The organism is Halobacteriovorax sp. RT-2-4 (genome assembly GCF_047085445.1).
In the GTDB taxonomy this organism is placed as follows: Bacteria; Bdellovibrionota; Bacteriovoracia; order Bacteriovoracales; family Bacteriovoracaceae; genus Halobacteriovorax_A.
This window is the reverse complement of record NZ_JBKIXY010000001.1, coordinates 1,673,161-1,687,510: the sequence shown is the minus strand read 5'-3', so window position 1 is coordinate 1,687,510 and position 14,350 is coordinate 1,673,161. Positions and strand designations below refer to the sequence as shown.

14 protein-coding genes and 1 other RNA gene are annotated in these 14,350 nt (G+C 35.6%); 11 read left to right on the top strand and 4 right to left on the bottom strand.

Annotated features, from left to right (window positions below):
* The first annotated feature begins 11 nt into the window (after positions 1-11).
* Together ACMAYL_RS08015 and ACMAYL_RS08010 are read left to right on the top strand one after the other, a co-directional pair.
* On the top strand, positions 12-1,037 hold the full coding sequence (locus tag ACMAYL_RS08015) for a hypothetical protein (RefSeq protein ID WP_412470975.1): 1,026 nt from the start codon (positions 12-14) through the stop codon (positions 1,035-1,037).
* On the top strand, positions 1,037-1,465 hold the full coding sequence (locus ACMAYL_RS08010; RefSeq protein ID WP_412470974.1) for a hypothetical protein: 429 nt from the start codon (positions 1,037-1,039) through the stop codon (positions 1,463-1,465). Before ACMAYL_RS08015 ends, ACMAYL_RS08010 begins: the two co-directional genes overlap by 1 nt.
* On the opposite strand, the gene ACMAYL_RS08005 is transcribed toward ACMAYL_RS08010, so the two are convergent.
* Both ACMAYL_RS08005 and rnpB read right to left on the bottom strand, forming a co-directional pair.
* Entirely contained in the window at positions 1,457-3,475 is a 2,019-nt protein-coding gene (locus tag ACMAYL_RS08005; protein WP_412470973.1) for a S9 family peptidase, read from the bottom strand. The two genes, ACMAYL_RS08010 and ACMAYL_RS08005, sit on opposite strands and share 9 nt — an antisense overlap.
* A gap of 58 nt (positions 3,476-3,533) precedes the next feature.
* Positions 3,534-3,896, bottom strand: an RNA gene (gene rnpB, locus ACMAYL_RS08000) — RNase P RNA component class A.
* A 134-nt stretch (positions 3,897-4,030) separates the two neighbouring features.
* Between rnpB and ACMAYL_RS07995 the strand changes: the two genes are divergently transcribed.
* On the top strand, positions 4,031-5,419 hold the full coding sequence (locus ACMAYL_RS07995) for a TolC family protein (protein ID WP_158246923.1): 1,389 nt from the start codon (positions 4,031-4,033) through the stop codon (positions 5,417-5,419).
* A 4-nt stretch (positions 5,420-5,423) separates the two neighbouring features.
* Here the strand turns inward: ACMAYL_RS07995 and ACMAYL_RS07990 are convergent, their stop codons facing one another.
* Entirely contained in the window at positions 5,424-6,137 is a 714-nt protein-coding gene (locus ACMAYL_RS07990) for a zinc ribbon domain-containing protein (protein ID WP_392990536.1), read from the bottom strand.
* A gap of 83 nt (positions 6,138-6,220) precedes the next feature.
* Between ACMAYL_RS07990 and aroC the strand changes: the two genes are divergently transcribed.
* The 3 genes from aroC to ACMAYL_RS07975 all read left to right on the top strand — a co-directional run bounded on the left by aroC (position 6,221) and on the right by ACMAYL_RS07975 (position 10,285).
* Entirely contained in the window at positions 6,221-7,213 is a 993-nt protein-coding gene (aroC, locus tag ACMAYL_RS07985; protein ID WP_412470972.1) for a chorismate synthase, read from the top strand.
* Between the two features lies 1 nt (position 7,214).
* Positions 7,215-9,401 (top strand): hypothetical protein, encoded by a 2,187-nt coding sequence (locus ACMAYL_RS07980; protein ID WP_412470015.1) that lies wholly within the window; start codon positions 7,215-7,217, stop codon positions 9,399-9,401.
* Positions 9,402-9,565: 164 nt separating this feature from the next.
* Entirely contained in the window at positions 9,566-10,285 is a 720-nt protein-coding gene (locus ACMAYL_RS07975) for a hypothetical protein (RefSeq protein ID WP_412470971.1), read from the top strand.
* Here the strand turns inward: ACMAYL_RS07975 and ACMAYL_RS07970 are convergent.
* Entirely contained in the window at positions 10,251-10,625 is a 375-nt protein-coding gene (locus ACMAYL_RS07970) for a hypothetical protein (protein ID WP_146037897.1), read from the bottom strand. The two genes, ACMAYL_RS07975 and ACMAYL_RS07970, sit on opposite strands and share 35 nt — an antisense overlap.
* Before the next feature lie 60 nt (positions 10,626-10,685).
* Between ACMAYL_RS07970 and ACMAYL_RS07965 the strand changes: the two genes are divergently transcribed.
* From ACMAYL_RS07965 to ACMAYL_RS07945, 5 genes are read left to right on the top strand one after another with little or no spacing between them, the layout of a single operon-like run.
* Positions 10,686-11,345 carry a hypothetical protein gene (locus tag ACMAYL_RS07965; RefSeq protein ID WP_103218759.1) on the top strand — a complete coding sequence of 220 codons (660 nt, stop codon included), beginning with the start codon at positions 10,686-10,688 and terminating at the stop codon, positions 11,343-11,345.
* 13 nt (positions 11,346-11,358) lie between these two features.
* Positions 11,359-12,363: a radical SAM protein gene (locus tag ACMAYL_RS07960; protein WP_103218760.1), complete on the top strand. Its 1,005-nt coding sequence runs from the start codon at positions 11,359-11,361 to the stop codon at positions 12,361-12,363.
* A complete protein-coding gene (locus ACMAYL_RS07955) occupies positions 12,353-12,568 on the top strand; it encodes a hypothetical protein (RefSeq protein ID WP_103218761.1) in 216 nt (71 codons plus the stop codon). Before ACMAYL_RS07960 ends, ACMAYL_RS07955 begins: the two co-directional genes overlap by 11 nt.
* A complete protein-coding gene (locus ACMAYL_RS07950) occupies positions 12,568-13,788 on the top strand; it encodes a radical SAM protein (RefSeq protein WP_103218762.1) in 1,221 nt (406 codons plus the stop codon). The genes ACMAYL_RS07955 and ACMAYL_RS07950 overlap by 1 nt, the downstream gene beginning before the upstream one ends.
* Positions 13,778-14,341: a hypothetical protein gene (locus tag ACMAYL_RS07945; RefSeq protein WP_103218763.1), complete on the top strand. Its 564-nt coding sequence runs from the start codon at positions 13,778-13,780 to the stop codon at positions 14,339-14,341. The genes ACMAYL_RS07950 and ACMAYL_RS07945 overlap by 11 nt, the downstream gene beginning before the upstream one ends.
* The last annotated feature ends 9 nt before the right edge of the window (positions 14,342-14,350 follow it).

Here is a 14,350-nt window from a genome sequence, read left to right as displayed (position 1 = left end):
TACAAATAATCATGTTTAAAAAACTTCTTAAATGGTCGAAAGATACTTATACAGAGCTTCCTTGGCGAAGAAATAGAACTGTGTACAAGACACTTGTCTCTGAAATAATGTTGCAACAAACAACTGTAGGTACAGTTCAAAATCACTTTGATAGATTCCTTTCAATTTATCCAGATATTGAAACACTTGCTTCTTCAACTGAGGAAGAAATTTGCGTCGCTTGGAAAGGTCTTGGCTACTATCGACGTGCTCGAAACCTTAGAAAGGCCGCAATTGATATCGTTGAAAACTTCAATGGTAAAATTCCAACAAAGTACGAAGACCTGATCTCTATTACTGGAATTGGAGAGTACACGGCCAATGCTATTTTAAGTATTGGACAAAATAAGAGCGCACTTTCAATTGATGCAAATATTGAAAGAGTTGTTAGCCGTATCTATGGATTAAAAGGTGCCAAAGGGCCAAAGCTTCAAAAGTTAATTAAGAAAAAATTTGAAGATGGAGAATTTCCTGAAATTGCAAAGTGCAAGGGACGTGAAATCAACGAGGCCCTAATGGATCTTGGTCGAATCTATTGTCAGGCAAGAAGTGCAAATTGTGTTGGTTGTCCTGTTCATAAAGATTGTGTTGCTGGTAATTCAAAAGATGCACTTGAATATCCTGAGATTCCTGTGAAGAAGATTGCTAAAACTTATGAGCTTGATTTACTAAGAATAATTGTCAAAGAAAATGACTCTATTCTTGGATATCGTAAGGCCGATGATGAGTGGCTTTCTGGTCAAATTGAATGTCCGACTTTTATTCTAAATAGTGAAGATAAGAAACTTAAGCAATATCCAGAGCTTGATTCAAAGTTATCCTATAAGAAGTTAAAGAAGTATAAAACGGCCATTACAAAGTATAAGATTACTAATTATATTCTTGAAATTTCTCATGCCGAATTTAAGAAGAGTTATTCCGGATCATTTAGAAAGTATAAGCTAAATGAGAAGTTAAATATTTCGACGGCAACAACGAAGGCCCTTGCTAAGCTGTAATGAAAGTAAATTGTTTCACGGCCATTAAAGAAATTCTTCTTGCGGATGGAATAAAGATTCCATATGAACGAGTTTATGAGTTCTTTGATTCTGTTGAAGACAAGTCTTTTGTAAAACATCGCCTAAGTGAACTAGCTGTTGGTGACTTAATTCTTTGGCGAAAGAATACCATTCCATTTAGTGGTGATACTGGTCACATTGCAATTATTAGAGAAATTCTAACTGATGGTTGGATCAGAGTTTATGATTATTCAAAACAGCCTCATTCAAATGAAGTGTGTACTCGACCTGGACTTGGAGAAGGGGAGATGAAGTTAATTTTAGATGGAGATGAAATTCTTGGATTTATTTGGTCAAAAGAAATTAAGAAGACCAAGATGACAAAAGTCCTGGGGATTTCTCCCCAAGACCTTAAAAAATTATTCTAATTCTTTAATGAAAAAAGTGTAAATATCGGCAAATTCTTTGAAAGATTCAAACCTACCTGAAGCACCGGCATGTCCCGCATCCATATTTGTCCAAAGAAGCTTAACTCGCGAATCTGTTGCGTTATCACGTAGTTTATAAGTCCACTTCATTGGTTCCCAATAAGTAACGCGAGGGTCATTTAGGCCAGCAATTGCAAGTACTGCTGGGTAGTCTCTATTTTGTACATTTGAATACGGACAATATGACTTGATATAATCAAAGTATTCCTTATCATTTGGATTTCCCCACTCTTCATACTCAAGCTGAGTTAGGGGAAGACTATCATCAAGCATTGTGTTTAGAACGTCGACAAATGGAACATCTGCGCAAGCTGCACCAATGAGGTTTTCTGTGTCGAGGTTAATTGTTGCACCAACAAGCATTCCGCCAGCACTTCCCCCCATAATTCCGATTTTACCTTTTGCAGTATATCCCTCGTTAATCAGATACTTTACACAAGAGTAAAAATCTTTAAATGTGTTTTGCTTCTTTAGAAATTTTCCATTCTCATACCATGCACGTCCCATTGTAGAACTCCCACGAATATGCCCAATAGCGTAAACGAAGCCACGATCAAGGAGTGAGATATTATTGCGGTTAAACCATGGATGAATTGAAATTGAATATGATCCATATCCGTAAAGAAGACACTTGTTAGGATCACCAATCTTAGTTGTCTTTGCTCTAATGATTGTCATTGGAACGAGGACTCCATCGTGAGAAGGGATAAATTTTCTCTCGACAACATAATTTTCATGATCAAAGCCAGGAACTTCAACTTGATGAATATGCGTTGATTCACCTGTTTCTACATTGTAGTCAAAAGTGGTACTCGGAGTCGTTGGTGAGCTGTAGTTGTAACGATATACATTTGTATCAAAATTTGCGTTATTACCACCGCCTGCATGATAAGCATCTTCTGGAAAAGTAATTTCTCTTCTTTCATCTCCATTGATAACAAGAAAGTGATTTAGTCCTTTTTCGCGAAAGCTTACAACTTTGAAATCTTTAAATACATTAATATTTGTAAGATATCTCTCAGGACTTCCTTCAACTTCAACGGAAGCAGTCGCGTAATCAGGGTTTGTAATTGGAGTTCTTAGAACTGAGAAGTTTTCGCTAAACTTATTTGTTAGAACTAAGAAATCGTTCCCATCTGCTTCAACTGTATATTCAATCTTGTCTTCTTTAGGGAAGATTTCAATAGGGTTTAGATCACTCGCATCAGCTTTCAAATATGAGATTGAATTATTTGAAGATCCACCCGCATTGATTAGTAAGAACCTGTGATCCATTGTTTCTTCAACAGTAAGGAAGTATTCACCAGACTCTTCAGTATAAATAACTTTATCAAATGAATTATTTATATCAGTAACGTGAACTTTAAATGGACGCATATTCTCATCCATTTCAATATATGCGTAGTGCTTTGAATCGTTAAACCACACAGGGCCGCTATTAATTTTCTTAGGACCTTCTTTAATGATTTCATTTGTTGATAAGTCTTTAATATATAGATCGTATAGCTCATCACCATTGTCATCAATCGTGTAGATTAAGTAGCGATGGCATGGAGAAATTTCAAATGCACCAACATCAAGGAAGTCACGTCCCTTAGCTAATTCATTTTCATCGAGACAGACTTGTCTTTCATCTGTGCCAATGTGGCGACGAAAGTGAATTGGGTAATCTTTCCCTTCTTCATATCTTTCAAAATACTCATACTCATCATGTGGGTATGGGCATGTTTCATATGTTTGAAGTTCACGAGATTTTAATTCTTCAAAAATTGTATTCTTAAGTTCTTCAGAGTCACTAAGATAGTTTTTGAAGAGTTCATTTTCTTCATTGAGAAATTTCATAACGTCACTATCTTCTTCGCGATTTCTCATCCAGAAGTAGTCGTCAGTTAAAACCTGATCGTGAATTTTTGTTTCGTGTGGGATTTTTTTGGGTTGAGGATAATTCATTCTGCCTCCGTGTTTGAAATGTAAGGAAGGGAGTGAATTGCGTTAGCAATACACTCCCATAAAGAGTTAAGGTATAAGCCGGGTCCTGTATTGGACTATCATTCGTCTAGGCCAGTAGTTACCCACTGGCTCGAGCGCTTAACCCGTCAACAAGGGCTGGCTACCCCATGAGTCGACCTATTCAAGCTTGCACCGCCTAGAGTTTACCTGTTTTCACTACAGCAGGTGAGACGAATCTCTCACTGATTGGCCGGCCGAAGCTACCCCAATCGAGTTCAAACCCCTGTACTTCCTTTCTGTTGCACTTGTCCTAGTCTCACGACCGACGGGCGTTACCCGCTAAGCTGCCATATGGTGCCCGGACTTTCCTCCCGTCTATTACACCGAAGCATAATAAACCAGCGATAGTCTCCTTAACTCTTTGCGAATTTATGCCCTATGTCACATCAAATGTCAAAGTCTTGTTACACCTCTGGTCATGGACTAAGGGAGTATGGTAAAACTTTTTTTAATTATATTCGTATAAGTTATATAGCCAATCGCCTTGGAGAATTGATGAAATATATTTTATTGGCTCTTGTGTCATTTTCAGCAAGTGCAAATCTAAAAAATTATGTACGTGAATATTTAAAAGATTCAACAGAAGTAAAAGAAGCTAGCTATAACTTTGAACTCTCAAAACTTACTCTAGAACTTGAGTCTGGTGATAAGAGGCCATGGACTTTAGGTGTTCTTGCTCAACATGATGATGTTGGACTGATATCAAACCCGAATAATCCAAATCTTGTTAACACATACAAAGCATTCAACTCTGGAGTTGAACTATCGAAAGAAAATGTTTGGGGGGGAAAGTTTTCTATTACTGGATCTTATATTGATTTTAGTGGTGGGACTGAATATGAAGGTTATAACCAAGAAGTTTCATATACTCAGGATCTAGGAAAGAACTTCTTTGGACGTAATGACGATGCTGATATCAAAATTGCCGAAAAAAATGTTTATTCTTCTAAGTATGCATTCGATGCCGAAGTTTCTCAAAATGTTCTTGGCTTAATTGAAACATATTATGACTATAAGAAAACAAAGACTTTAATTCAGCTTAAAGATGAAGCGATGAAACGTGCTGAAAAGAGACTTAAGTTTGTTCAAAAGCAAGTTAGAGATGGACTTAAGGAAAGAGTAGATCTTTATTCTGCACAAGCTTCTGTGAACTCTGTTGGAGAGGAACATGCAGAGCTTGAGTCACAACTTGAAACTTACAAGAAGTCATTAGAAAGTAAACTAGAGAGGGCCCATTCATTTAGAGATATAGATTTATATAAAATCGAAAAAATCAAAATGGAGCCAATTACTGATGGAGAGATTGATTCTAACCTGACAATTCAAGCATTGAATAAGAAGCTAGAGGCTTTGGAAAGTGCAATTGAAAAGTACGATAACTCAGTATTTCCAACAATCGAGCTTAGTGGTGCATATAAGACAAATAGTTATACTGTAGCAGGTAGTGGGAATGTATTTAGTGATGGTACATTTGGTTCTGATAATGACGCTACCGAAGTTGGTCTACAGATTGTGATCCCACTTGGTATGACTGTTGAAAAGAATAATTTAAAAGAAGCGAAAATTAATAAGCTAAATACAGAGTATCAACATAGACTAGCTAAAATTCGAACAAAGAATCAGCTAGAAGCTCTTAAAAATACGATTCGTCTTATTGATAAGACAATTGATTTAGTTCTAAAGAGACACAAGTTAGCGACTCTATCAGTTAAGGAGTATAATAAGCTCTATTCAAGAGGGCGTGCTGACTTTGATAATGTCATCTCAGCTGAAGAAAGACTTATTAGTACAGAGAATAAATTTGTTGAGTATATCAGCCGTCGCCAAAAGTTATATTTTAGCTTACTTGATATCTATGGAAAGCTTGGTAATTACTTTCAATAAAAAATTATAATGTTCGCAGGGTGCTAGGGAGAATCAATCTTCCACACCCTCGGCATAGAATTAAATCTTTTCCACTATTAAACTCACTACATTCACCTGCAGAATAAGTTAAACGACAACTTCCACAGCTATTTCCCTGAAGAAATGTCGCAGCACTGTGATGATTTTTAACTTTTGCTTTAAGGTATAGGTCTTTTGCACGAATACCTACCTCGTCTAGGAGGCCATCGATTTGTTTATTGAGATCATTTACTTTAGAGTCATTTCTTAATTTTATTTGTGTAACTTCTTCGTTAATTTCTGAAATGGTCTCGTTAACACCTTTAATAAACTCTTGTGTATTAGAAATTTCAGTTTCAATTTCCTCAATTTTCTCAAGTAGCTCTAAAATAGTATCTTGCTTTTGATTTGAATCTTCTTCTAGGGAAGATATAGTTTTTTGGATGGCCTCTTCTTGTTGAGAGCTAGTAACAGAACTTAAATTCTGTTTTGCCTGATCTAGCTTCTTGTCTGTATCAAAGAGTTCTTTCTCAAGAGAACTTAAACTTGCTTTTGTTTCAGTAAGTTGCACACTAAGTTGATCATTTAACTCTGTTTTGTTGTCTAGTTGTTTATTTAAAAAATCAATTCTTTTCAACTCTTCGTCTGTCGCGGACTCTAGGCCCTCAATGACTTTTTCTAAATCCATGACATCTTTTAGATATTTTAAGTTTTCCATTTGTAATTAATAACATATTTACCTAGCAGTCGCGATTGGAATATTTGTTTATTTGAGGCGATAATAGGGAAACAGGAGTTGTAATGCGCGGAAGTATATTCGGAAAAATGTTTTCTATGACCACGTTTGGTGAGTCACATGGCCCGGCCCTTGGAGTCGTTTTAGATGGTGTTCCAAGTGGACTTGATTTTAATTTAGAAGATCTACAAAAAATGTTAGATAAGAGGGCACCAGGACGCTCAAAGGGTGTGACTGCAAGAAAAGAGCCTGATCAAGCGGAAGTTCTTTCTGGAGTGTTTGAGGGAAAAACTTTAGGGACTCCAATCGCCGTTATTATTCGCAATACAAATCAAAGAAGTAAAGATTACGAAAAATTAAAGGATAACTACCGCCCAGGTCATGCTGATCGCACTTACGATTTAAAGTATGGTATTCGCGATCACCGCGGTGGAGGACGTAGTAGTGGACGCGAAACTGTTGCCCGTGTTGTTGCAGGGTATTTTGCGAGCCTAGTTTTACCTCAAGTTAAGGTTAATACTTTTATTTCAAAATTAGGTCCATTTGAATGTGAAAATATAATTAAGAGTTTTCCACAGAATCTTGGAACATATAACTTTGGTGATCCATCGAAAGATGCTGAAATTGAAAAGTACTTAATAGATTTAAAGGCGAGAGGAGACTCAATTGGTGGTCGAATTTCAGTAAATATTGAAAATTGTCCAGTAGGTCTAGGTGAGCCAGCTTTTGATAAATTAAAAGCTGATCTTGCAAAAGCTGTTCTTTCAATTGGAGCTTGTGTCGCATTCTCTTTTGGTGCAGGTTCTAAGATGGCAGATATGAGTGGACAAGAAGTAAGCTCTAATAGTGCTAACTTTGGTGGAATCGAGGGCGGAATCAGTAATGGTGAAATGATCAATCTTGATTTAACTTTCAAGCCAACATCGACTGTTGGAGCAAATGCTAAAGAGGGACGTCATGATCCTTGTATTCTACCAAGAGCTGTTGTTGTCGTAGAGTCAATGGTTAGGGTAGTATTGGCCGATCATTTTTTAAGACAGAAGGCGTACGAGGTATAATTTGTCAGAAATAAAGTTATTTGATGAAATTAATGATGTTAATAAAATCCTAAATGAGATTGACTCTGATCGAATTCTCGTTGTGCTCGATTCTAATATTAATAGTCTTTATCTTGATCTCATCGATGTTCGAGAGGGGATTGAAATCTATATTGCACCTGCTGGTGAAGATTGCAAGAATATCTCTGAAGTAGAAAGGGCATGTGAGTTCTTTATTGAAAAGGGTGTACATCGTGGAGCTCATCTTGTTGCTATTGGCGGTGGCGCATGTTCTGATTTTGCGGGCCTAGTTGCTTCATTATTGCTTCGTGGAATTAAGTGGAGTGTTATTCCAACGACACTTCTATCAATGATTGATGCAAGTATCGGTGGAAAAGTTGCAGTTAATTCAAAATACGGAAAAAACCTAATAGGTGCATTCCATCTTCCAGAGAAAGTTTATATCTGTGCAAAATTTTTGGAAACACTTGCGGAAGACGACTTTATTTCGGGTCTGGGAGAATTGGCAAAATACTACTTTCTTGATGAGCAAGTTTTTAATTTGATTAATAATGAAGCAAGCTTTGATGAAATCACACTTCGTTGTGCAAAGTATAAGCAAGAAATTGTTGAGCAAGATTTCAAAGAAGGTGGAATAAGAAAAGTATTAAACTTAGGTCACACTCTAGGTCATGCAATTGAAAAGGTTTATGAACTTCCGCATGGTGTAGCCGTTTATTGGGGCCTTAAGTTAATTTTTAATGTTTTTCACAGAGATGAAGAAAGCCAATTCTTAAATCAATTCTCAAGTATTTTTGGGCTGGATGCCTTGATGTGTCCTTGGGAGGATTCACTTCCAGTTGATGAAATGATGGAATTCATCGCAAAAGATAAAAAGATAATAAGTCGTAATACAATTGAAGTGATTCTACCAAATGGTATTGGCTCTCCGTCAATTCAAACGGTATCTTTAGATGATATTAGACAACACCTATTGGCCTATGCAAATGGTGCAGGCTCATCTAAGAGTTATATAAAGAAAATAAAAGTACCTTCATCAAAATCTTTTGCCAATAGAGCTCTTGTGCTTGCAGCAATATATCCACAAGACATTCAACTCATTAACATGCCTGAATCAACAGACGTTGTTAATATGCTAAGCTGCCTAGAAAGTATTGGCCTTACAATTGAAAAAGCAGAAGATGGAATTATTATTCGTGGATCATTTCCAGAGTGTGAGATCGAGACGGAAGATGTGGTCGAACTTTACTCCGGTGATGGTGGAACGACAAATCGTTTTATTATTCCACTTCTTGCACTTGGAAAAAATAAATATAGCCTTATTCCAAGTGAAAAAATGTTTGAAAGACCCATGGATGAATTAGTAAGTGTCTTAGATGATCTTGATGCAGTTGTAACACGTGATGAAAAAACATGGTTTCAAATCCAAGGTCCAATAAGTATTTCTAGAGGAGTCTATGAAGTTGACTGTAGTCGATCAACGCAGTTTGCTACAGGTCTTGCTATGGCCTTATCTCCACGTGATATTGATGTTGAGCCAGTTAACTTAACAACGAGTCGCCCATATTGGGACATGACTCTAAATTTAATTGAACGATTTAAAAATGGTGAGCAAGTCTTTGAGGTTCCTGTGGACTTTAGTTCTCTTGGTTATCCATTAGCTTATGGGTGTTTAACAGGCCCTGTGCTCGTTGAAAATTGTAAAGGTATCGACCGTTTTCAAGCAGATAGTAAGTTTATTGGTTTACTAGAGGAGCTTGGAGGTCAATTTGACTTCACATCAAATGGTTTACTCTTTAATGGAATGGATAATCTAAATGGATTTGAGATCGATTGTCGTGATTGTCCGGATCTTATACCGACATTATGTTTCCTTGCTTCATATGCTAATGGAGCAACAATTATTAGAAGTGTTGAAGTCTTAATTCATAAAGAATCAGATCGCTTAAGTGCTGTAATGGACTTAATGGAACTTTACGATATCGAACATCACTATAATGAAGCAGAAGATTTTCTAGAGATTATAGGTACCAAGCCAGATGGACGAATTGTTGATATTGTACCACCTCGTGATCATCGTATGGTTATGGTTTCTTACCTCTACCAATTGGTTAACGGCGGTGGAAATCTTGAAAATAAGGATTGTGTCGAGAAGTCGTTTCCTGATTTCTTTGAGGTAATCGCCTAGTGAAAAAGATTGAAGTCATAATTGTTTCGGCCTTTATTTCGATTTCAATCATTTGCGAAATATTTGGTTATCGTGGAAATATTTATCCATTTTTTAGTTGGAATCTCTTTAGTGTGTCGAGGACTAATTAAATGATTAGTAGTTTCTCTCAGATATTCTACTTAATGACATTTTCAATTATCAGCATGTTTTTATATGAGAGTTTTCCATCTCAAAAACAAACAAATTGGATATCTTCATTTCTTCCAGTAAGTTTTCTTTTTCCAATTTTATGCTTATGGACTATCTCTACATTTGGGGCCATAAGTGATTGTTGTCGAAAATATTTTCGTATTCTCTATTCAATATTACTCTTTTTAATAATAGGAATGACAAATGGTGCTGATATCGACCACGATTTATTCTTATGGCTTTATATTTCGATAATTCTGATTTTTGAAAATAATAATAAAGATCCAAGTTATGATGTTCTAAATTTATCTAAACTTCTAACTGTTCTAGTATATTTTATGTCTGGGTTTTGGAAGGTTTTTTATTCTCTCACAAGTTTCTTTTCCGAAGGACAAGGCTATCTTCATTTAAATGGCTTACATAAAATTATATATAATTATAATTCTAGTATTGGTTATAGCTGGCCAGTTTTAGATCAAGTACCAACGTTTATATTCTTTATTTTTGGATTACTTATCGTTTTCTTAGAACTGAGTGGTCTAATCTTATACTTTAAGAAAAAGTCGGCTTTATACATTTGGGCGCTGTTAATAATTGCCTTTCATTTACTGACTGTTGCAGTTATGAAGATTGAGTTTGTATCAAATATAATTCTTCTAGGCTTAATTTTTTGCTTTCCTAAGAAAAAAGAATCCAGCCAATCTTCTCGTTAATATACTGAAGTGTAAAAAAACGTGACTTATCAAGATCTACATTCTTATCAATAACAAATTGGCCCGTATTATTGGCAATCATATGTTTATTACTACTTACTGTTGGCGTTTGTGATAATTTACTTTTAACGACCTTAAAGTGAATACAAGATTTTACGCTCGTTGGATTCTCAGGAAGTTTATAATTCATTCCCGATTTTAAAGTTACACATGTACCAAAATCATTGGAAATTAGGATGTTACCTGAGTCAATTACTTTGGAACGCGAAAATGCGTGTACAATTGATTTGTAGGTAAATAGCGAGAAAATTGTAGATAAAATAAAATTTCTTCGTTTCATGATACTATTATATAATAGATTTATAAAAATACAGAAAATTATTTATTAGAGGATACGGTTATGACTTTAAGAAATGGTACGTTAACAAATTTTAATACGGCGACATTTTCGACAGCTAGTGTAACAGGACCTGACCTTTACTATTCAGGTGGAAGTTTTGTTGCTTATAATCACCTAGTTGCAAGATTGGATATTCGTGCTGCTCGTAACTTAAGTGTAGGTTCAAATATTAATGCAGGTGGAAATATCACAAATGGTGGCTCTATTACAGCAACAGGTGATGTAAGAGGTGCCAGAGTATGGAATGCTGTTTGGAATGATGTTGCAGATTATCAGCTTCTTAATGATGAATTAATCCCTGGAAAGTGTTATTACGATACTATTGAAGGTGCACGTATATGCTCTGAAAGATGCCAATTAAGTGTTATTGGTATTGCGTCAGATACTTTTGGTTTTGGTGTTGGAAAAGGTAATGCAGGTCTTGAAGTCCCTATAGCCATTGGAGGTTGGGTTCTTGCTTATGTTGACGATGAGTACCCGTGTGGAACACCATTAACAAATGATGAAAATGGAAACTTAACGGAAATGTCTCTTGAAGAGAAACGTGATTATCCTGAAAGATTAGTTGCTATTTATAAGAAAAAAGAACACAAAGATACATTCGGTGATGGTAATATTGAGATTCAAGTTGATGGCCGTCATTGGGTAAAAGTTAAGTAATAAAAGGTCTACTATGATAGTCTTATCAATTGCTTTTTCGGAAGCTTGTAACTTAAGTTGTAGTTACTGCAATGTTGATAAGCTTTCCAAGAAATCAATCAATACAGATTTATTTTTTGAATCATATAAGAAGGTTCGCGCTGAAAATCCTGATGAGTTAATTCAGGTTGATTTCTACGGTGGCGAACCTCTTCTTCATTGGGATAAGATTGTTCGAGTAACTGAAGAATTAAAAAATGAAGATAATATTCAATTCTATATGCCAACGAACGGTCTGCTATTAGATCAAGAGAAAGTCGATTTTTTAAATGAAAATAACATTCGAGTTTCTCTTTCATATGATGGACTATGGCAAGATATCAATCGTAAACAGCATGATAATCGCGCAACAAGTTACTTATATGAAAAGAAGCTTCCGCTTATTAAACAACTTAATGATTTAAGCTGTCACACCATGATTTATGCAGGAAATAGTAATCTTCTTGAGAATCATCTCTTTATCAAAAAAGTTTTAAATCTAAATCCTGATCTTACTCTCATTAGAGATGTTGATGTTTGGACCTATGAGAGTGCAAATGATGTAAACAAAGGATTTAGTGAGCTTGTTGATTGGTATATTGAAAATGTTGATGATGTCGAGATGCCACAAATAATTCTCACTTACTTAAGACACATTCTTCGCTATACGGCCAAAGATATAACGATTGATTATTGCGGAGCAGGAGACACTCATTTATCTTTTTCAGAAGATAAGCTAATTGCCTGTAATCGCTTCAAAGATGACGACCTTTATTTAAAAATCCCAGAATATAAGAATATGGCCGCTTGTGAGAGCTGTAGTGTAAAAAAATTCTGTAGAAAAGGTTGTTTATATGAGAACATTAAGAACGAAGGACCTATTGAAAATATTTGCATAATGTATCGCCATTTTTATAAGGAAATACAACGCATGATTTCTGAAATTAGGTCTAATGAATATTTTACTAGAATCTTGAAAAGAGAAGTGTATGAATCTTAAAGCTCTAAATCGCAGTATGTTTTTGGCGGCTGAACATTTATTTGAAGCGGGTAAACATTTGATGCCAATTTCACCAGAATATGGTGAAAGGCTAATGCTCGAAGCAGATGAAATTCTTTCAATGATAAAGCCAGAAGTTGAGAAAGTATCAGATGAAAAGTTGGACGGAATTCTAGATGAAATCCTTAACGTGGAGATAGAATAATGGTCGCTTATAATTTTGAAAATCCAGCAAAAGCTAAAAAAAGATATGCAAAGAATTTCTTTACTTTAGAAATTACAACGTCGGCACTTTGTGACTTAAATTGTACTTATTGTTTCGAAGGTGAAAAAGTCGATAAGGCTCGTCTTGATAATGAGCTTCCTGTTATCTTTAAAAGAATTGATAGTATCCTTGCGGATAAAAATTGGTTCCAAGAAAAATATGATGGTTTAAACATATCTCTTTGGGGTGGAGAGCCAACTCTTAACCCTAATTTCATTATTGAGTTGATGAACAATTATCGTGACCACGATAATGTTGACTTTCACCTTTATACTAATGCTTTCAATATTCACAATATGAGAAAGATTATTGAAAATGTAGATACAAGCAAACTTCATGTACAGGTTTCCTATGATGGCCGTGCCGTTAATGACAGCTATCGTTTAATGAAGAATAAAAAGCCTTCGAGTAATCATGTTATTAATAACCTTTATGAGCTTGCTAATCTTGGGATTAATGTAAGTATGAAGGCAACTCTTCCTATTGATAGTATGGAGAATCTTTATTCATGTTGGGAAGATTATCATGACATTCAAAAGCTTCTTTGGAAGGTATCAAAAGATATTAATATTAGTTATTCTCCAACGATTGACTATATTACAAAATTTTCTCTTGATGAGAAAAAAGATGCCATCAAGGTTTTTAGGGCAGAGTTTTTAAAAATAGCAAAAAGAGAAATCGAGTTCTATAAAGAAAATGGTCGCTACCTATGTTCTTGGTTTGGTGGTGAAGATAACCGCAAGCATTGTTCTGCAGGTTATAATATGGCCGCTATTGATCAACGTGGAAATCTCTATGCTTGTCACGGAGCGATTTATTCAAAACATAAGGAAGAGTTAGCTTATAGCGATATCAATGATGATGCATTTGTTGAAAAAATAAGTGCATATACGCAAAAATTTGAAGAACCACTTAAGAAGATTCACAAAGATTGTCAGGATTGTGTTGCAACTACTTGTATGATTTGTCCTGTGGCAAGTCACGAGAAGAGTGAAAAAACAGACTTTTTTGAAAAATGGACTGATAATTGGGTTAACGAATTATGTGGTTTCTTTAAAACTTTTGGTGAGATTGATCGAGCTGTACAGAAGCATATATACTCTGTTGGTGTAATGACTACAGAAGAGTATATTGAAAAGGAGGTCACAAATGGCATGTAGTGGTGGACACTGTACCTTTCACAATACAGGAACAGCTACTTGTTCAGGGCACCGAGGTGTTTGTACGTCAAATAGAGGTGTAACCCTAAGTACTGGAGTTGCGACGGGTAATAAAGTTTTAAGTAGTCATATAACTAACTTAAGAAATAATATAGCTGCGGAGTTAGCACGATATCGTGTACACCCTTTTTATAATCCAGGAACTCCTTCGGCGTCACTTGGTGTTGGTGTTAGAATTACAAATGCCGCATCAGCATCAATGAATAACGAGATTAATGACCTTTCTCCTAATAATGATTCAACTGTAAGTTATACGCCAGCACCAACAGGTGTTTCTCCGGCCGATAATAGACCTCGTACCGCGGATGATCCTACTGCTGGTGGTTCATCGGGAGCGAGAACATGGAATAAGTATGGACAAAAAGTTGTTAGATCACATGTACAAGAATTATTGAATTACTATAATACAATTAGAGCAGATTGTATTTGTAACTCTGATTGTAATTGTAATGCTGTATGTTCATGTCACAATAATTGTGGATGTCACTATTAGATTTAAAAG